The sequence below is a fragment of the Teredinibacter sp. KSP-S5-2 genome, assembly GCF_032773895.1.
Lineage (GTDB): Bacteria > Pseudomonadota > Gammaproteobacteria > Pseudomonadales > Cellvibrionaceae.
In genome coordinates this window covers 3,140,070-3,159,003 of record NZ_CP120416.1, presented here as the reverse complement: position 1 = coordinate 3,159,003, position 18,934 = coordinate 3,140,070, and the positions used below count along the sequence as shown (strand labels likewise).

At 44.1% G+C, this 18,934-nt stretch carries 15 protein-coding genes; 13 read left to right on the top strand and 2 right to left on the bottom strand.

The annotated features are described in order from the left end of the window. The first annotated feature begins 7 nt into the window (after positions 1-7). From recO to rnk, 3 genes are all read left to right on the top strand, one after another. Positions 8-691: a DNA repair protein RecO gene (recO, locus tag P5V12_RS13595; RefSeq protein WP_316953629.1), complete on the top strand. Its 684-nt coding sequence runs from the start codon at positions 8-10 to the stop codon at positions 689-691. A 176-nt stretch (positions 692-867) separates the two neighbouring features. Then, entirely contained in the window at positions 868-1,704 is an 837-nt protein-coding gene (locus P5V12_RS13590) for a DUF2007 domain-containing protein (RefSeq protein ID WP_316953628.1), read from the top strand. 363 nt (positions 1,705-2,067) lie between these two features. Continuing rightward, positions 2,068-2,481, top strand: coding sequence for a nucleoside diphosphate kinase regulator (rnk, locus tag P5V12_RS13585; RefSeq protein WP_316953627.1), 414 nt, complete (start codon positions 2,068-2,070; stop codon positions 2,479-2,481). A gap of 79 nt (positions 2,482-2,560) precedes the next feature. On the opposite strand, the gene P5V12_RS13580 is transcribed toward rnk, so the two are convergent. Then, positions 2,561-5,332: a response regulator gene (locus P5V12_RS13580; RefSeq protein WP_316953626.1), complete on the bottom strand. Its 2,772-nt coding sequence runs from the start codon at positions 5,330-5,332 to the stop codon at positions 2,561-2,563. Between the two features lie 211 nt (positions 5,333-5,543). Between P5V12_RS13580 and cysM the strand changes: the two genes are divergently transcribed. The 3 genes from cysM to mazG are packed head-to-tail and all read left to right on the top strand — an operon-like array spanning position 5,544 to position 9,542. Next, a complete protein-coding gene (gene cysM / locus P5V12_RS13575; RefSeq protein WP_316953625.1) occupies positions 5,544-6,434 on the top strand; it encodes a cysteine synthase CysM in 891 nt (296 codons plus the stop codon). Between the two features lie 46 nt (positions 6,435-6,480). Beyond that, positions 6,481-8,718 (top strand): GTP diphosphokinase, encoded by a 2,238-nt coding sequence (gene relA, locus P5V12_RS13570; protein ID WP_316953624.1) that lies wholly within the window; start codon positions 6,481-6,483, stop codon positions 8,716-8,718. 2 nt (positions 8,719-8,720) lie between these two features. After that, a complete protein-coding gene (mazG, locus tag P5V12_RS13565; RefSeq protein ID WP_316953623.1) occupies positions 8,721-9,542 on the top strand; it encodes a nucleoside triphosphate pyrophosphohydrolase in 822 nt (273 codons plus the stop codon). A gap of 138 nt (positions 9,543-9,680) precedes the next feature. Here mazG and P5V12_RS13560 read toward each other — a convergent pair whose 3' ends face one another. Then, entirely contained in the window at positions 9,681-10,016 is a 336-nt protein-coding gene (locus P5V12_RS13560) for a type 1 pili tip component (RefSeq protein WP_316953622.1), read from the bottom strand. Between the two features lie 345 nt (positions 10,017-10,361). Between P5V12_RS13560 and adk the strand changes: the two genes are divergently transcribed. The 7 genes from adk to P5V12_RS13525 all read left to right on the top strand — a co-directional run bounded on the left by adk (position 10,362) and on the right by P5V12_RS13525 (position 18,924). Continuing rightward, positions 10,362-11,006 carry an adenylate kinase gene (adk, locus tag P5V12_RS13555; protein ID WP_316953621.1) on the top strand — a complete coding sequence of 215 codons (645 nt, stop codon included), beginning with the start codon at positions 10,362-10,364 and terminating at the stop codon, positions 11,004-11,006. Between the two features lie 1,384 nt (positions 11,007-12,390). Beyond that, positions 12,391-13,125, top strand: coding sequence for a hypothetical protein (locus P5V12_RS13550; RefSeq protein ID WP_316953620.1), 735 nt, complete (start codon positions 12,391-12,393; stop codon positions 13,123-13,125). A 498-nt stretch (positions 13,126-13,623) separates the two neighbouring features. Continuing rightward, positions 13,624-14,328: a tRNA (adenosine(37)-N6)-threonylcarbamoyltransferase complex dimerization subunit type 1 TsaB gene (tsaB, locus tag P5V12_RS13545; RefSeq protein WP_316953619.1), complete on the top strand. Its 705-nt coding sequence runs from the start codon at positions 13,624-13,626 to the stop codon at positions 14,326-14,328. A gap of 50 nt (positions 14,329-14,378) precedes the next feature. Further along, positions 14,379-15,179, top strand: a complete 801-nt coding sequence (locus P5V12_RS13540) for an undecaprenyl-diphosphate phosphatase (protein WP_316953618.1) — start codon at positions 14,379-14,381, stop codon at positions 15,177-15,179. A 28-nt stretch (positions 15,180-15,207) separates the two neighbouring features. Further along, the gene (locus P5V12_RS13535) at positions 15,208-16,503 is read left to right on the top strand and encodes a M18 family aminopeptidase (protein WP_316953617.1); all 1,296 of its coding nucleotides are present in this window, start codon (positions 15,208-15,210) and stop codon (positions 16,501-16,503) included. A gap of 169 nt (positions 16,504-16,672) precedes the next feature. Then, on the top strand, positions 16,673-17,716 hold the full coding sequence (locus P5V12_RS13530) for a cyclic nucleotide-binding domain-containing protein (protein ID WP_316953616.1): 1,044 nt from the start codon (positions 16,673-16,675) through the stop codon (positions 17,714-17,716). Between the two features lie 89 nt (positions 17,717-17,805). Then, positions 17,806-18,924: a DUF3524 domain-containing protein gene (locus P5V12_RS13525; RefSeq protein ID WP_316953615.1), complete on the top strand. Its 1,119-nt coding sequence runs from the start codon at positions 17,806-17,808 to the stop codon at positions 18,922-18,924. Positions 18,925-18,934: the final 10 nt, after the last annotated feature.

Sequence of the window (18,934 nt, the reverse complement as noted above, 5' to 3'; positions counted from 1 at the left end):
TGATGTAATGGATACCGCCTACATTTTGCATAAAAGGAATTTTACGGATTCAAAATGTATTCTGGAATTATTTTGTCAAAATGCTGGGCGGGTTCAGGTTGTTCAAAGAATGTCACAAAAAAAGCGTTCTTCAGCTTTTTTTCAGCCATTTGTCCCATATAGTGTTTCCTGGCAGGGGCGATCCGATTTAAAAACCTTACTCATGATTGAAGCAGAAAGCTCTGGCGTTCAGCTTCAATCAACACGCTTGTATTGTGGCTTATATTTAAACGAGCTTTTATGTCGAGCCTTGTTGCCTGGGGAAGCTCATACTACCTTATATCAGGCTTACCAAACGGCGTTACAGAATATCAGTATTCTCGATGACGTTGAGCTCGCGCTTAGGCAGTTTGAGTTAGTGTTTCTGCAAGACATGGGATACGGTATTAACTTTAGTTCAGACAGTTTAGGGGATTTGATACAAGATGGCGTTGAGTATCAGTATTTCCCCGACGAAGGTTTTGTAAAAGTCTCTGCTGATGTTTACCCTAAAAAGAAACAAATCCTGTTCTCTGGTCATGTGATACGTGCGATTTCTCATGGTGGCTATTCTTGCGATGTTGAGAGAAGAGCACTCAAAATTTTGTGTCGTGAAGCAATAAAAATAATCATTGGTGATAAACCCCTTTTGTCCCGATCTCTCTTTCAATAGCACTAGCTACTCCAAGAGCTCAATTGTTAGCCGCTTTTTTTCTGTATTTCCGTGTATTCTTTTATATACTGAAAGACAAAAATTTACCGGAAGAATAAAAGTAAGCTCAATAAATCCGTTATTGAATTTGAATCGTTAACGTCTTTCTTGCGTTTTTAGTATATTGGGGGAGTCCAGTGAAATTATTGTACGAAGCCGCGAATACAATCGAAGCACATATTATTGCTGATTTACTGGAAGAGGAGGGCTTGTCGCCGAGAATTGACGGGGAATACCTGCAAGGGGGTGTTGGTGAGCTCCAAGCGATTGGAGTGGTTCGAATAATGATCCAAGAGTCCGATTATGCTGTTGCAAAAAAAATCGTACAGAAGTGGGATGCAACTCAACCGGAATCAGACTCAGAATTCGAGTTAAGCCTGCCACCGAGTTCAGAATTGGGAATAGAATCAGAACCTGGTACGTTACCCCGAAAAAACGGGGGGATAGTTTCTCTTGTTGTTGCTTTTTTAATAGGGGTAGGGGTTACTGCAGCGTACTATCGCTCTCCGGTTACAGAGGATGGTATTGACTACAACGGTGATGGTCTTCTTGACGAAAAGTGGGTATATAGAAACTTTGTGCTATCAAAGATCGAGATGGACAGTAATTTTGACGGTAAAAAGGATATTGTTTATACATACGATCAAAAAGGGTTATTAAAGAAAGCACTTATTGACAGGAATTTTGACGGGACGTTTGAAACAGAGGCGCAATATAAAAAAGGCAATACAATTTGGGAGAAATCAGATACCACAGGGGACGGTTTTCAGGATTACAGAGTGTTTTATGAAAATGGTGTGATAAAAAGCATTAACCTCTTTGATTCGACATCTAAAAAAATCCGAAAAAAGCAGGAATTTGGTGCTTTTCATCTTAAACGTGCCGAAGTGGATACCACTTCTGATGGGATTTTAGATACTGTTTTTGAGTACGATATGTTTGAAGATATCGTCAAAACATACCCTAAAAATTAATTTTCTATCCAGGGTTGCGTATTTAGGTTATTTTTATGGCCTGTCTAAACACTTTGTTATAACGGAAGAGTGGCCAAGGACGATTCTTTTGGATAGGATATGTCAAACTAATACATATCTTTTTCTCGGGGCGTGCTTGTGTATGCCAGCTTAATCAAAAATCACCTCCGAATTCTTTAATTCACAGAAAACCTGCCGAATCCTTTTTGTTCTTGAGGTTGTTTAGTTATCTTCAGCAAAGTTCTGTGAATAGGTTAAATAAGCTTAAATAGTCTGGTGTTGTCCCCGTTGGAGCAGGGCTATAGGCTGCGGTTTTAAATAAGATTACGAGTTGCTCGTGTTTTTAAATTATTGAGGAAAAAAATGAATAAGAGACCGGAGATTGTTATCTCTTCTTTAGATCTGGATCGTATATATGAATTGTTGGACTCGTTGCCAGCAAATAGTTTTGCTGGAAAAGATGACCTAATTACGGAGTTGGAGCGAGCTAAAGTCGTTGATCCACAAGAAATGCCAGCAACCGTGGTTACAATGAATTCCACTGTGCACTTTGTTATTGAGTCGACTAAAAAAGAATTTAAGTTGACATTGGTGTACCCGAAAGACATTGATTCGAGCGGTACAAAAATATCGATATTGGCTCCTGTTGGTAGCGCTTTACTGGGTTTGTCTCAGGGCGATCAAATTGAATGGCCAAAGCCTGGCGGTGGACTATTAAACGTTAAAATCAAAGAGGTGACTTTTCAGCCTGAAAGAGCCGGAGATTTTCACTTGTAAATGTTGAGTTTGGTGGTGTGAACGACACCACCAAACTATTGAACTTGTGCGCGACGCTGCGAGGCGATCTCTGTTCCTTTTATTCAAAAATCACTTCTAGATCCACAGATTCATTCCATTCTTCCAGTTCGGCGATTGCCTGTTTTAGTAAAGTAAGCAACTCATCCAGTTCACCATTAATTGGCTTGTGGGTATTCTTTTCTTTTATTTTTCTTTGGAGGTAGTTGTCTGCTATCTCGCTGGCTTGTTTTAGCTTGGAAACCCCGCAGTAACAACTGCCACCGTGGAGCCTATGTACTTCCTCTTGTAATTCAATGATATCTTGTTCCTGATAAAATCGATCGATGGTTTGCACAACTTGAGGTAGTGATGCCAGTAGCATTGAGAGCATATCTTTTGCCAAGCCTCGGTTGTTCTTGGCTAGCCGTAAGCACTCTGTAAGGCTGAATACAGGCAGTGTTTCCTGTTTTTCCAGTGTGGTCGTTTGAACGGGTTCTTCTCTATGAGTGTCATTTAAGTTTGGCAGGGTTTCTCCTGTCCACCTTTCGACAACATGTCGTAATTCATTCTCGCCGACAGGTTTACTTAAAAAATCGTCCATTCCAGCTAAAAGCAGTTCTGTTTTTTGCTCATTTACTGCGTGTGCGGTTAATGCAACGATTGGAACTCGATTACCCCCAGACTGCAGTTGCCTGATTTGTCGTGTCGCTTCGAGGCCGTCCATTTCCGGCATTTGGACATCCATTAAAATAACGTCAAATTGTGTCTCTTTTACTCGTTCGATTGCATCTATACCTGATTCTGCGAGAGTAATTTCTGTGGTAAAACTTTTTAGTAGTTCGTTGACTAATTTCAAGTTTGAGGGGTTATCATCAACTGCCAGAACACGGACGTGTTTCTCTACAGAGTAAGTGGCCCTCGATTCTTGAATAACCTCCAGTGGCGCACTGTAGTTCAGTTGTTTACACACTATGTTGTGTAACTTATGGTAGATAATTGGCCGATTAAAATAAGAGGTGTGTGGTCTTTTTGCCTCGCGTTCCAAAAGTCTGCATATGTTGGGGGCAGCAAGCACAATTGAAGGAATACTGTATTTATGCTCGAGTATATCCAATGCATTGTGTAGCTGATCGCGGTTTACGGAAATGTTATCGGCTTGGGCATCGATTAACGCAATGACTTTCTGGTTGTAGGCGAGGTTCTGACAAATACCGTCGATATCGTCAAAACTTTCAGCTTCTATCGTTCTCATTCCCCAGTTTCTGGCGTAGTGAATAATTTCCATGCGCCCCATAGCATTGTGGTCGTAGACTAGGGCGGTATAGCCAGAAAGTGTGTTGGTAAGCAGATTGTCGGGTTGAACTTTTTTATCTACGCCAAATTGGCAAGTGAACCAAAAGGTGGCACCTTCACCTGGGGAGCTGTCCACACCAATTTCACCATTCATTTTGTCAACCAGACCTTTGGCGATTGCCAGTCCTAAACCTGTTCCACCGTGATCTCGGCTATCGCTGGAATCGACTTTGGTAAAAGCGTCAAACAATACGTCCTGTTGTTCTTTCGAAAGGCCAATACCGCTGTCAGTTATTTTGAATTTTAGTGTGAATTGATTGGTAATGGCTTTTTCGCAGCTGACACTGACCAACACGTATCCTGTTTGCGTGTATTTAATTGCGTTGGATATCAGGTTGCTTAAAACTTGTTTCAATCGTAGCGGGTCTCCTAACAAATTCTCAGGAATACCGTGGTCGATAACTGTTAATAAGCGAAGTCTTTTTTCGTTTGCGGCGGCGGATTGTAGTGCAATCACTTCTTCCACCGATTTTCGAATGGGAACCGGTTTGTATTCGAGTTTTAGCGTGCCGGTTTCCAGACGAGAAAAGTCGAGAATATCATTGATATTGGATAATAACCCTTTGGCGGATTCATCGATGGTGGTTAGATATTCCAGTTGTCTGTCATTTAATTCCGTCTTTTTTAATAGTTCAGTGAAACCAAGAATACCGTTGAGGGGAGTACGTAATTCATGACTGGTATTCGCCAGGAATTCCGATTTGGTGTTGCTCTCACGGATGGCATTTTTCTTTGCTAAATCCAGTTCAATATTTTGAATTTCAACAGTTTCCAGTGTTTCTCTGAGATCGCGTGTGGCTTGATCAATACTCAGTTGCAAGCCTTCTTGAGCTCGTTGCTGTTGTGCCGCCAGGTTATTTATTTCTTTTATCAGTGGGGTATAAATACTAGGCACTTTTAGAGAAAGCTGATATTTGAAATTACCCTGAGCAAACTCGCGAATACCGCTCACAATTTCCTGTATTGGATGGAGGATTATTTCATCTAACCGTTTAGTGGTGTAGACAATAATCAAGATGCAGGCTATCCCCATGATCAGGATAATAATGACAGCTTGTAGAATTTTTAGTGAGTTAAATTTTGTATCAAAACCGAGAATAACCGAATCAAAATCACTGTCATTTAAAGTTTTTAGAATAATAAACGACTTTGTGCCAAACGTTTGAGTTGAATCTGTTGCTTTCAGTCGAGTGATAATGTCGGATTCAATTGGCAAACCATAGTGAACTGCAATATTGTGATTTTTATCTAATGCGGCAAGTGATTCATAAGGTGCAATACGTAGCAGAGTATTGGCAATTTGCGCCAATTTTTTTTCTGTAATTTTTTCATCAGGCGCTAAAAAGCTGGAAAAAAAAGTATGATGGTTCCGCTTGTCAATGGGCATCACTGTTCGTTGTAAAAGCAGAAACCCTATTGCCAATATGCATATGGCACATATTGTGGGAATAATACCAAGACGGTTCAGGTGTTTTTTTAATAATTTATTATCTTGCATATTATTTAATGTACGTTGTTATAGGTGCAGTAGTTAACCAAACCTTTTGTCGGGTTTTCACCTGAGTTGCTTTATAATGCTACGCCTTATTTTAGTGCAGTGAATACTAATATTCTGTTTTACTGCATTTGGGGAGATTCTACTCAAATTTTTGTGAGGTTGCTGATAGAATCTCGCCCTTTATTTATTCGCTGGCAAGAGTTCCGAGATCATGGCTTATTTAACGATAGAAGACTACATCGGCAACACACCTCTTGTGCGCCTCCAGCGCCTGGTACAAAATTCGAGCAATACCGTTCTTTTAAAGTTAGAAGGGAATAACCCTGCCGGCTCGGTCAAGGATCGCCCCGCAATGTCGATGATTCGCGAGGCAGAGGCTTCTGGACGTATTAAGCCCGGCGATACGCTTATTGAAGCCACCAGTGGTAACACCGGTATTGCCCTGGCTATGGCCGCCGCGATACGGGGCTATAGAATGGTACTCATTATGCCTGATAACGCCACGGAAGAACGTAAAGCGTCCATGGCAGCCTACGGCGCAGAGTTAATTCTGGTTTCCAAGGAAGCCAGTATGGAAGGTGCACGGGATCTGGCCAAACAAATGGAGTCTGAAGGTCAGGGGATCGTGTTGGATCAGTTTGGTAATACTGATAACCCTCTTGCCCATTACAATGGCACAGGGCCGGAAATCTGGCGCCAAACAGACGGAAAGGTCACTCATTTTGTTAGTTCCATGGGGACTACAGGCACAATTGTTGGAACTTCTCGTTATTTAAAGGAACAAAACCCAGAGGTTCAGGTTGTGGGGCTACAGCCAGAAGAGAGTGCAAGTATTCCCGGTATTCGTCGTTGGCCTGAGGAATACCTCCCATCTATTTTTGATAGTACAAATATTGATCGTATTGTAAGCATGTCTCAGGAGCTTGCGGAAAATACTATGCGCCAACTGGCTCAGAAAGAAGGTATTTTTTGCGGGGTGTCCTCTGGCGGTGCAGTTGCGGCTGCCTTACAGATCGCCCGTGAAGTGGATAATGCAACAATTGTTGCGATTGTTTGTGATCGGGGTGACCGGTATTTGTCATCTGGCGTCTATTCTAAATAGAGTCAGGCAAGGCCTTTAGTAAGTAGAGAGTGTTTTATCAGGTCTCATGGTTAAAGTTAGGCATAGTCATAAGCTAAGTGAGAACGAACTGGATGTGTTCGAGTGGGCAGATAAGATTCTGTCCCTTGCAAACGCAACGGATCAGTTGAAAGAGCAGCTCCTTGCTGCGGTGAATGTTGCACAAGAGGTTGAACATGAGCCAGGAAACAGTCTGACGGGCTGGGGGGAAGAGCACTCTTCCCTTCACGCCGGCCTGGAGATGGCCGAGATCCTGGCAGACTTGCAGTTAGATGCTGAAACCCTTATTGCCGCTGTTCTCTACCGAAGCGTTCGCGAAGGTAAAATCCCCCTTGAAGAAGTCCGCAACAAGTTTGGTGATTCGATCGCCAAATTGATTGATGGTGTGGCCAGGATGGCGGCAATTAGCGGTTCGTCAAACCACAACCCGGAAAATGTGTTGGGACGGGAAATCGACGAGCAGGCTGAAAACGTTCGTAAGATGCTGGTCGCGCTAGTTGACGATGTGCGTGTTGCTTTGATTAAACTGGCCGAACGTACCTGTGCCATTCGTGCTGTTAAAAGTGCGTCCATGGAAAAACGTCAACGTGTCGCCAGGGAAGTGGCAGATATTTATGCTCCGCTAGCTCACAGATTGGGCATTGGGCATATCAAATGGGAGTTGGAAGACCTATCTTTCCGCTATTTGCAGCCTTTTGATTATAAGTACATTGCTAAGCTGCTCGATGAACGAAGGGTTGATCGACAAACCTATATCGAAGGTGTGATAGAAATTCTCAAAAACGCCCTGGCTCAGGAAGGGATTGATGCAGAGGTATTTGGCCGCGCTAAGCATATTTATAGTATCTGGCGAAAAATGCACAGGAAAAATATCAGTTTTTCCGAAGTGTACGATATTCGTGCGGTGAGAGTTCTGGTTGGCAACGAGCGTGAATGCTATGGTGCTCTGGGAATTGTGCACTCACTGTGGCGAAATATCCCTAAGGAATTTGATGATTATGTAGCAACACCCAAAGAAAACGGATATCGCTCATTACATACAGCGGTGGTTGGTCCGGCAAACAGGGTGTTGGAAGTGCAGATACGTACCCGGGATATGCACGATGAGGCCGAGTATGGTGTGTGCGCTCACTGGCGTTACAAAGACACCGACAAAGATGGCTCGGTTACCAGTTATGAGAACAAGATTGAGTGGCTACGCCAGGTGTTGGAGTGGCACGAAGAGGTCGGTGGCACCCCATGGGAAGATCAGCTGCCCAAAGGCATTGATCTGGACAGGATTTATGTATTTACCCCAGAAGGGCATGTAATCGATTTACCAGCCAGTGCCACCCCCGTAGATTTTGCGTTCCGTATCCATTCTGATATTGGTATCCGTTGCCGTGGTGCCAAAGTGAATGGTCGAATTGTGCCGCTGAACCATCCGTTAAAAACTGCCGACCAGGTGGAAGTCCTCACGGGTAAACGTGAAGCACCGAGTCGTGACTGGTTAAACCCGGCTCTTGGTTATATCACTACATCAAAAGCACGCAGCCGATTACAAGCCTGGTTTAAGCACCAGGATCGTGACCAGAATATTGCTGATGGACGAGCCATGCTTGACCACGAGTTTAAGCGTCTGGGGGTTGAAGGGCTGGATTACGAAAAACTGGCCAACAAGTTAAACCTGAGAACCTTAGAAGACCTGTATGCGGCGGTAGGTAACGCTGACTTGAGTGTTGACCGGGTAATTGGGGCAGCACAAAGGCAAATACACGGCAGTAAGCCGAGCCTGCCTGCGCAGTCGATTATTGGCCGGGCGCAAGATCACTCCAGTGGTACGGATGTATTTATTTCCGGGGTTGGCAACCTCATGTCGTCAATTGCGCAGTGTTGTAAACCCATTCCGGGAGATCGCATATCCGGCTATATTACGCTTGGGCGTGGAGTCAGTATTCACCGCCAGGACTGTAGTAATATTCTGCGTTTGCAAGAAGAAGAGCCAGAAAGAATTATTGAAGTAAGCTGGGCCGAAGAGCCTGGACAAACTTATTCTGTAGCTATTGTTTTAGAAGCGTTTGACCGATACGGTTTATTAAAAGATATCACCACCTTGCTTGATCGGGAAAAAATAAATATCAGTGCGTTACAAACATTATCCAATAAAGATAAAAACACGGTGGATATGACACTGACGATTGAAATTGGTGACTTCAGCGAGTTGAGTCGGGTGTTGGCTAAGCTTAATCAGTTGCCGAATGTCTTTTCGGTACACCGGAAAGCATAATTGTGTCGATTACCAAGTCGCATTCCATTGATGATTTACTGTATCTGATGTCTCGCTTGCGAGATGAAAAGGACGGTTGCCCCTGGGATTTAAAACAATCCTACCAAACCATTACATCGTGCACGATTGAAGAAGCCTATGAAGTCGTGGATGCAATCGAAAAGCAGGATTATTCCCACCTCAAGGAGGAGTTGGGTGATTTACTTTTCCAGGTGATTTTTTACAGTCAGTTGGGAAAAGAAGATCAGCTTTTTGATTTTCATGAAGTTGTCCATTTGGTTACTGAAAAGCTTATTCGCCGACACCCCCATGTATTTCCTGGAGGTCATATACAGTCTCGCCGGGGAGACGAAGAGGTGAATGAAGTCGACATAAATTCTACCTGGGAAACAATCAAACAATCTGAGCGTACGAATAAAGGTCGGGAAAGTTTATTAGACGATGTACCCGTTAGTTTGCCAGCGATTACGCGGGCGCATAAATTGCAAAAACGTGCGGCGAAAGTGGGGTTTGACTGGCACCAGTTAGAGGGGGTGTTTGACAAGCTTGACGAGGAAATTGCCGAGCTGAAAGAGGCTTTGGAAGCGGATAACAAAAAAAATGTACAGGAAGAGTTTGGTGATTTACTTTTTACCTGCGTTAATCTTGGCCGCAGTCTGGGGTTGGACAGTGAAACAGCCTTGAGGTTGGCAAATACGAAATTTGAAAATCGATTCCGAAAAATGGAAGAGTCGGTGCAAAATGATGGATTCAGTTTTGGTGATGTGAATATCGATCAGTTGGAAGCGTATTGGCAAAAAGTAAAGGCTGAGCACATAGAATAACACCTGCTTAAACTCTACTCACATGGAGTTGAGATGGGTGGGTAAATCCGATTTGAATTTTTAGATGTATGTCTAGTTGAATTAGGTCGTTTGCTTATATGGTAACGACCTAATCCAAGAGGTATTGATAATAATTGGTTAGTTACTTGAACCGGCTCGCAGTTTGGCTAAATGTTTTTTCGTCAAGTTGATAAATGCGGGTGTGGGGCCGACATCTTCAAACATTGGGTCGCCCATTTCGTCCTGGCTGATTACCTTTGCTCCAGCAATATACGGGAAGCTGGATTCCAACTCGCTTAGTGCGGCGCTGAGCAACTCCGTAATGAGCTGCTCCTTTGTTCGTTTTGGATACATTTCAGACAGTGCATCCAGTTTTGCAGCATCTTCGAGGGAGAGGTTTACCTGGTAGGCTTCCTTTGTCAGGTCTCCGTATGCCTCATCTTCCCAGCGTTTAACAAGATCTTTTACAGTCATAATTCTGTCCCAATACAAAGAATTAGATATCACCGTAGTAAGTTAAAAAATCACTACCTATCTCTTTATATAGACCATATTTTGCCCAGTATTCGCATAATGCGCTTGTTTCTAGACATATGCCCGTGTATCTTAGCGGCCGATATTTTTAACCATTAGGTCGTTTTTGGCTGAATTTTCTAGATGATTCCACCATTTGGGATGTTTCGGCCGGTTTCGAGTTTCTGTTCCAGCTACCCACACAAGTTGGTGGTTATCACTCTTAAGCCAAGCCTGCTTTTTTTCGGTGGTTGGACTCTATACTGATTTGACTAATTCAAAAGACAAGAGAAAGAGGTTTCCATAATGCGAGTAATTTTATTAGGGGCGCCAGGTGCCGGTAAGGGGACGCAGGCAAAATTCATCACTGAAGCCTTTGGCATTCCTCAAATATCTACTGGAGATATGCTAAGAGCAGCTGTGAAGGCTGGCACACCACTGGGTCTAAAAGTGAAGGATATTATGAACTCCGGTGGTTTGGTTTCCGATGAAGTGATTATTGACCTTGTGAAAGAGCGCATTGCTGCCGACGATTGCGCCAATGGCTTCCTTTTCGATGGTTTCCCTCGCACTATCCCTCAAGCTGAGGCGCTAGCTTCTTCCGGTGTGGATATTGACCATGTGTTGGAAATTCATGTTGCAGACGAAGAAATTGTTTCTCGTCTTGGTGGTCGTCGAGTTCACCCTGCATCAGGACGTGTTTACCATGTAGAACATAATCCACCAAAACAGGAAGGTTTGGATGATGAGACTGGTGAGCCGCTGATTCAACGTGATGACGATAAAGAAGAAACCGTTAAGCAGCGTTTGGATGTTTACCACCAGCAAACAGAGCCTTTGGTTAAATTCTATGGTGATCTGGAAGGTGACAAAGCACCGAAATACTCTCAGGTTGACGGTGTAGGCTCCCTCGACGATATTAAAGCTCGCGTGTTGGCTGCTTTGTCATAAGTCTAATATCGTAAACGTGAAACTTAAGACCCTCGTTCGAAGAACGGGGGTTTTTTATGCCCGCCATAAACATACTGTCAATAAATTGTGCTCTTGTCTTGGTCTATGCTCCATTCACTACTTGTTGCGTCATCATTCTTTTCGGCTAAATACAGGCATAACATAGATTTACACATTGGCGCTCGATAGTTTTGCTTCTCCTTTTTGTGTACCCCCATTATTTCTTCAATGAGCTCAGTTTGTTTATAGCATTGTGTTGAGGGTATATTCGATATAATCACGCTTGAATTTATTCTCATTCATTTATCGTAAAGCCGTGGACTGTATATCGAAGAAATTCCCTTAATCCTATCGATAAATTAGCAGGCTATATCTCAATCCAGCTTTCCTTTTAAGTTCAAATACTCATGATATTTATATTGAAGCGTTGATGAGGCATATTTTTACCTCCACGGTATATATGACTTTGAGGGTCGGCATAACGTTTTGTTTCGACGAAAAATGTACTTTTTACTTGGGGAGTTCGATTGTGACAATGCTCTAAACTTCCCAACTACTGTTTAATTTTCTGATCACCGGTATTACCAAGTAAAAACCATATTCAGAGTTTAGCGAGAAAAGAATAGCTCTGGTCCACTGTCTTAGGGGGTATATCTCCCGGCCTCCGTCTACTGTTATTCATTAGTTGTTTATCTGCTTTCTTTATTGGGTATGTGATCTGGTATTACATAGATAGGGAATAATGTTTTGGTTCGTCCTGGGTGCTTGGTTGCCCCATTTGGGGATATGTTTTCATTTGATCTATTAGGACTTGGGTGTATGCAGTAAGGGACGGTTACGTTTATTCCTTATGGTTTGTGTTTACATCTATTGAAAAGTTTAATTCATTGATGTTTGAGTCTATTGCTATCCTTGAATCATAAAAAAGATATATGGTTGGTTGTGATTTGCCGAACACAATATGTGAAAGAAATGATTTTACATTTGTTGATACCACATATATAGAAACGAGCGACTTTGTGCGAAGCAGCACTGTGATGGTCTTTATAAAAGCTCGTATTACTCCCCTGAATGCAATGCATTTTTTATAGAAATCTGGCTGTATCGTTTTAATTTGTTCCAAAAATGGTTTGTTTACCTGCTCAACTTCGCGTAATTCTGTCTAAAATGATTTATTTTTGACGTCAAATGATAAAAATTTAAAAAAAATGATCTTTTTTTGTATCGAAAACGTGCAAAACTTGAATTTATAAAATACTATTCTATAGAAGCAAGTGACTTGCTTAGGGTTAGGTTATTAATATTCTTTAATTGGTTAGGTGCATACACTTGGGAATCTTTCCGGATTTAAGCTTTCCCAAGCAGGAACATTGAGGAGATCTGTATGGCGAGAGTAACAAAAAAACGTGGCCGTCCGGCTGCGAAAAAGGGGCGTCCAGCAGCTAAAAAAGCTGCGGTCAGCAAACCGGCTCAAGTGGTAGATGCGGCAGTTGCTAAAGCAGAAAAAGCATTAGCTGCAGTAACAACCCAATTTACCTCAGAGCAAAGTAAAGTTGCCGCTGCACGTAAAAAAGCAGCTGCGGCTAAAACGAAAGCGGCTAAGTCCAAGAAAGCGGTTGATAAACGTGCTGTTGTTAGTGCCCGCAGTGCAGTTGCAAAAGCTTCTGCCAAGGTTTCTTCTATACGCGATAAGGTCGCTGAAGCGAAGACGGCTTTGGTAAATGCGAAAGCGTTGGCTTCCGTTAAAGCAGCCGAAGCTGCGGCAAAAGTTGCTGTTGATGCGCTGCAGTCTAGCTTGGCTACTAAAGCTGAAGCCGATTTGGCTAAAGCGACTAAGGCGTTCCAGGCTCGCTGGAGTAAAACTCGCGCAGTGGCGGATGCGAAGAAAGTCAAAGCTGCTGCTAAAAAAGCTGCCGCTAAAGTGAAGTCCGCTGAGAAGAAAGCGAAAGCCAAGGTTGCTGCTTTGGGGAAAAAGAAAAAATCCAAGCCTAAAGCGAAAAGAAAAGCTGTAGGTGCGGTTAAGGCGGCCCCTAAAAAGGTGGTGGCCAAGAAAGCAGCCGTTAAGAAAGCGCCAGCTAAGCGTGGTGCGAAACGTCGAGGCCGTCCAGCCAAGAAATAGATCCGTATTTTGTAGGATTATTCATCTCTGTAAAAACCTCCGGCTAGACCGGAGGTTTTTTTATGTCTCAGGTCAAATTCCACGTTAGCTCGCTGACCGCAAAAATCCTAAAACGAGCTTAGACCATCATTTTTATATGGCGCGAGAGCGTTAAACGACCGATCACTCTGAATAAAGTAAAAGCTGCTTGCTGTGTTTTGTCGGTTCTTTGCTTCGTTCATGTGCTTGTGGCGTTTCTACGTCGTGTGAAGTCACTTTTTGGGTCCAATCTCTATCGCTGATTGAATTTCTTTCTGTTGAGGAGTGGTATAGAGTTTGTTGGAGTGGCTTTGTGCGGAATACTTCTTATCGCATCGAGGTTGTTTCTAACCAGGTGTTCGAATGAGTTATTCTATGCGTGTAAACATGCTTTGAGGTACTTGGAAACTGGATTCTTGACTCGAATTCCAGGCATAATACGCGCCCCTTATCACTGTAGCGCATTGGTTTACGGTATCTATGAATAACCTGCTGGCAATTGAATCATCGACTGAAGTTTGTTCTGTGGCACTGTTGGCCGACGGCAATACCCATTCCGAGTTTTCCGATTCTCCCCGGTCCCATGCTGATTGGTTACTACCCGCAATTGATTCACTAATGAATAAGGCGGGGTGTCAAAAATCGGTGCTGGATGCGATTGTTTTATCTATCGGGCCTGGTTCTTTCACCGGCATTAGAATCGGTATTGGTGTTGCCCAGGGGTTAGCTTATGCGTTATCTGTTCCGCTGGTAACCGTGTCTTCATTGGAAGTTTTGGTACAACCTTATGTCGAACAGGTTAATTCCGGGGATATATTGCTGCCCGCATTAGATGCGCGTATGGGCGAAGTCTATTGGAGTGCTATGGAGAAAGGGAACGATGGACTCGTAGGCGAGATCTCAGCTGCTTGTGTGAGCCATCCACAAGAACTTATGGACTACGTAAAAGATAACGAGAGAAGTACTACTATGATGGGTGTTGGTCACGGATGGAAACTGGATGATTTAAACCCATTAACAATAACTAAAAATACTACTGCTTATCCACTTGCTCAATCCGCCATCGAGCTTGTGTTACAAAAACAATTATATAAAACGCGAACAATTGCCCCGGAAAAAGTTGAACCGCTCTATTTGCGCAACGAAATAACTTGGGAAAAGCGAAAAAGAATAAGGCAGTCATAAACATTTGCTAGCTTGAGTCATTTAAAATCGTCAGTGCTTTTGGGGGAAGAATGGAGTTATTACATATTATTGTTTTGGCGTTAATTCAGGGAATTACTGAGTTTTTGCCTATATCGAGTTCGGCGCACTTAATTCTGCCTGCGGAGCTTTTAGGCTGGCCAGACCAGGGCTTGGCATTTGATGTGGCTGTGCATGTTGGGACGTTGATTGCGGTCATGGTGTATTTCCGTAACGATATTTTTGATATCGTCGGTGGTTGGGGGAAATCACTTATTACTCGAGAAGCCACTACCGAATCCAACCTTGCCTGGTGTATTGCTTTAGCGACCATTCCGGCAGCACTTGCGGGTTTGGCCTTCGATGATTTCATTGAATCAAACTTGCGAAGCATTGCGGTGATAGCGGCAACAACTATCGGCTTTGGTTTGTTGTTAGGGTGGTCGGATCATCATTACTCAGGTAAAAAGACTCTGGCTGAAATGACATTCTTTTTGGCTGTCTATATTGGTTGTTTCCAGGCTTTAGCTTTGATTCCCGGTACATCTCGTTCAGGGATTACAATTACTGCTGCGTTGCTTATCGGTTTTCAGCGAACCGAAGCAGCTCGATTTTCATTTCTCCTCTCCATTCCTATTATTTTATTGAGCGGTGGCTACAAAGGCCTCGGTTTAATTAATGAGCCGAATGTAGATTGGACGAGTATTGGTTTGGGGGTAGCGATTTCGGCGGTAAGTGCTTATCTTTGTATTCATTACTTTTTAAGCTTTATTAACCGAATCGGTATGTTGCCTTTTGTTATTTATCGGTTGATTTTAGGTGCGATATTAATTGGCCTTGTTTTGATCGCATAAAACAGTAAGTTATCACGTTGGAATAAACATGAGCAGTGATGTAAACCATTCGTTGTTGGCTTTTCTTCAAGCGTCACCAACACCTTTTCATGCAACTCAATCATTGGAATCTTTTTTCCATGAGCGAGGTTTCATTCAGCTTCATGAAACGGATGAGTGGAATATTCAGCCCGGACAGGGGTATTTTTATTCCCGTTCCGGGTCCTCAATTATTGCGTTTATTGCAGGAAGAAAACCGGTACTCGAGGGGGGTATTCGCGTTATTGGTGCGCATACCGATAGCCCATGTTTAAAACTTAAGCCTCAGCCAGGTATTTGCACGCTGGGATATCAGCAGTTAAGTGTGGAAGTATACGGTGGTGTGCTGCTTTATCCCTGGTTTGACCGGGATTTATCCCTGGCTGGACGGGTTAGCTACCTGGATACGCAGGGCAAGCTCGGATCATCTCTGGTGGACTTCAAACGGCCGGTTGCCACGGTTCCCAGTCTGGCGATTCATCTGGATCGTACAGCCAATGAAAATCGCACTGTTAATCCACAGACGCAGATGTCTCCCATTGTTGGGTTGGGAAGTGAATTTGATTTTCGCCAATTATTAAAGGCGCAGTTAGAAGAGCAGAAGGTGGCTAACGTAAGGGAAGTGCTCGATTTTAATCTCTGCTGTTATGACACACAGCCTCCAGCACTTGTGGGGATTCATCAAGAATTCATCGCCAGTGCTCGGTTAGACAATCTATTGAGCTGTTATATCGGTGCAGAGGCTCTGGCGGCGTCTGACGGAGAGCATACAGCGGTATTGGTATGTAACGATCACGAGGAAGTCGGCAGTCGAACAGATATTGGTGCACAAGGGCCAATGTTGCAGGAATGGCTGCAAAGATTGGTCCCCGATGCGGAAAAAAGGCAGCGTGTCATTCGTGGCAGCCTTATGGTCTCGGTGGATAATGCGCACGGTGTTCACCCGAATTTCAAGGATAAACACGATCAGGCACACGGACCGGTATTGAACCAGGGACCCGTAATTAAATTTGATGCTGACCAGGGCTATGCCACCAACGACGTGACCTCGTCTTTCTTGCGTTGGTTGGGAGCTCAGGGTGAATCTGAAGTACCTTTGCAATCCTATGTTACTCGTGCTGATATGCGCTGTGGCAGTACAATCGGGCCTCTGACTGCATCTAATATTGGAATCAAAACGGTGGACATTGGTGTGCCGACATTTGCTATGCATTCCGTCCGTGAGCTGGCTGGCGCTAAAGACACACAAAACTTATTGGAATTATTGAAAAAGTTCGTGTTGATTACGGAATTGCCTAAAAAATAGACTGGCGTCTCATTCTACCTTGGGGGTGATAATTTTTGAGTGGTAGTTCCCGTTTATTAGTGAATTCTTACTCAGACAATTGGTTGGTTATCCAGCACACTCTGCTCCAAATCTCTCATGCTTTTTGATTTGTTTTGGCCGTAAAGGTTAGCCCCCCTTGGAGTAGTAAATGCTGAACAAAGACACCATCAAACACCACATCCCATTCAATGGATTGGATGATGAATATCTCGATGAAGCTCTAAAACACATTTCGGTGGAAAGCTTCCGTAAAGGAGAGATGATCTTCAAGCGCGGCAGGGCTGTTGCAAAGCGTTATTTCCTGTTGTCAGGGCATGTTGATCTAATTGATAGTAGTTATTACGTTGAGTCCTTAACCGAGGACAAAGACCGAGCCAAATCCACTTTGAACCCGGATTCTCCTACCCGATGCTCCGCGATTGTTAAATCCAGTAAAGCAACAGTGTACTCCATTGAAACTGCAGCGCTGGATCGTATCGTTGCCTGGAGTCAATCAGCCGCAGCAGCGCCCCAATCGAGCTTTAATGGTGAAACTTCCGGCGAGTTTAGCGTTGAAGAAATCAACGAAAAGACCGGGGACTGGATGTCTTCCCTGTTACAGTCACCACTCTTTTCCCGTATCCCTTTGACTCAGGTACAGGAGCTTTTCCTGCGCTTTGAAGATGTGACCTACAAAAAAGACGAAATGGTCATTAAAGAAGGGGAAAAAGGAGATTACTTCTACGTGGTCGCCTCAGGCCGGGCCCGTGTGGTTAATCGTCTCGGCAGTGTGGATCTTGAACTCAAACCCGGTGACTACTTTGGTGAAGAGGCGCTGCTGGGGGAAACACTGCGCAACGCATCGGTATACATGATGGGAAGTGGCATATTAAAACGGCTCAACTCTGCTGATTTTACTGCGTTACTCAAATCACCCGTATTACGCTATGTTGAAAACCGTATCCTCGAGAAACTGGATAAGCCCTATAAGTTAATCGATGTGAAAATGCCAATGGAGTACCGGGTTAACCATGTTCCTGGCAGCATCAACGTGCCTTTATCCCGTTTACGTTCCACCTTGTCTGAGCTAGGCGGGAATAGTATTTATGTGGTTCCCGATGATGCCGGAAGTCGTGCAGATATCGCTGCGCATTTACTATGTCAGGCCGGTTTCGAAGCTATGATCCTGAAGAGCCCGGAGTCGGTTCAATAGCGGGAACAAACATCCCCGCAGGCTATTGAGTTTTTCTTTTCCACCTGAGACCCTAGTCGACCTTTTGGGGGACTGGGGTTTATCATTTTATGACAAAGGCATTATTACTGTCGGCCTATGATGCGCAGAGCCATAAGCGTTGGCGTGAAGGGATTGTTGATAATCTCCCAGAGTACCAATGGACTCAATGTGTTCTGCCGCCAAGGTACTTCAGCTGGCGGGTTCGGGGGAATAGCCTGACCTGGGCCAAAATGGAGCCCAAGTTGTCCTCCGTGAGTGAGTACGAATTCCTTATCGCCACCTCGATGACGGACTTGGCCACGCTTAGGGGAATGCTTCCTGACCTGGCGAAACTGCCAACCTTACTGTATTTCCATGAGAATCAATTTGCCTACCCGAAATCTGCTCAACAACATCCGGGCGTAGAGCCACAAATCACCTCCATATACAGCGCGATATGTGCGGATAGAGTTGCGTTTAATACAGGCTTTAATCAACAAACCTTCATGCAGGGGGCTAGGGCGCTATTAGGTAAAATGCCAGATTGTGTTCCTCCTGGCGTGGTGGAAGACATTGAAAACAAGTCGGTGATCCTACCGGTCCCTATTGAGAGTGAACTGTTTTGTCGGGAGCAAAAAAGCGACGAAGAATTCCAAATTATATGGAATCACCGGTGGGAGTATGACAAAGGGCCGGATCGTTTACTCAATGGGTTGCAACGAATACCTGCTGACAGAAACCTTATTGTCCACGTTGTCGGGCAGGCTTTTCGCCGTCAACCTGATGAGTTTGATCAGATCAAGGCGTTGTTGAGCGAAAGGGGCTGGTTGGGGAAATGGGGCTACCAGGAATCGCTTCAAGATTATCGAGCCCTATTGGCAAGTTCACATGTGGTGCTTTCCACGGCTGTGCATGACTTTCAGGGCTTGTCCGTTATGGAAGCCGCTGCGTCTGGATGTTTACCTTTGGTACCCAATCGATTGGCCTACACCGAGCTATTCCCACCTTGCTGCTTTTACGTATCTTCTGAGGATAAGCCCGATAATGAGGCCATAGACCTGGCCAATAAGCTTGACGCTTTATATCAGGCGCACAGGCAGGGTGAATTGCCTCAGTTGGCGCTATCTGCCAAGCCATCGAACTATGATTGGGCACGTCTAAAACCGGCTTATGAGCAAGAAATCGAGCAGTTAATCTCCGGTTCTTGATCCGGTGATT

Excerpts from the sequence above, each read along its gene's own strand:
- recO (WP_316953629.1), top strand. The coding sequence starts at position 8 with ATGGATACCGCCTACATTTTGCATAAAAGGAATTTTACGGATTCAAAA.
- rnk (WP_316953627.1), top strand. The coding sequence starts at position 2,068 with ATGAATAAGAGACCGGAGATTGTTATCTCTTCTTTAGATCTGGATCGT.
- P5V12_RS13580 (WP_316953626.1), bottom strand. The coding sequence starts at position 5,332 with ATGCAAGATAATAAATTATTAAAAAAACACCTGAACCGTCTTGGTATT.
- cysM (WP_316953625.1), top strand. The coding sequence starts at position 5,544 with ATGGCTTATTTAACGATAGAAGACTACATCGGCAACACACCTCTTGTG.
- relA (WP_316953624.1), top strand. The coding sequence starts at position 6,481 with ATGGTTAAAGTTAGGCATAGTCATAAGCTAAGTGAGAACGAACTGGAT.
- P5V12_RS13560 (WP_316953622.1), bottom strand. The coding sequence starts at position 10,016 with ATGACTGTAAAAGATCTTGTTAAACGCTGGGAAGATGAGGCATACGGA.
- adk (WP_316953621.1), top strand. The coding sequence starts at position 10,362 with ATGCGAGTAATTTTATTAGGGGCGCCAGGTGCCGGTAAGGGGACGCAG.
- P5V12_RS13550 (WP_316953620.1), top strand. The coding sequence starts at position 12,391 with ATGGCGAGAGTAACAAAAAAACGTGGCCGTCCGGCTGCGAAAAAGGGG.
- tsaB (WP_316953619.1), top strand. The coding sequence starts at position 13,624 with ATGAATAACCTGCTGGCAATTGAATCATCGACTGAAGTTTGTTCTGTG.
- P5V12_RS13540 (WP_316953618.1), top strand. The coding sequence starts at position 14,379 with ATGGAGTTATTACATATTATTGTTTTGGCGTTAATTCAGGGAATTACT.
- P5V12_RS13535 (WP_316953617.1), top strand. The coding sequence starts at position 15,208 with ATGAGCAGTGATGTAAACCATTCGTTGTTGGCTTTTCTTCAAGCGTCA.
- P5V12_RS13530 (WP_316953616.1), top strand. The coding sequence starts at position 16,673 with ATGCTGAACAAAGACACCATCAAACACCACATCCCATTCAATGGATTG.
- P5V12_RS13525 (WP_316953615.1), top strand. The coding sequence starts at position 17,806 with ATGACAAAGGCATTATTACTGTCGGCCTATGATGCGCAGAGCCATAAG.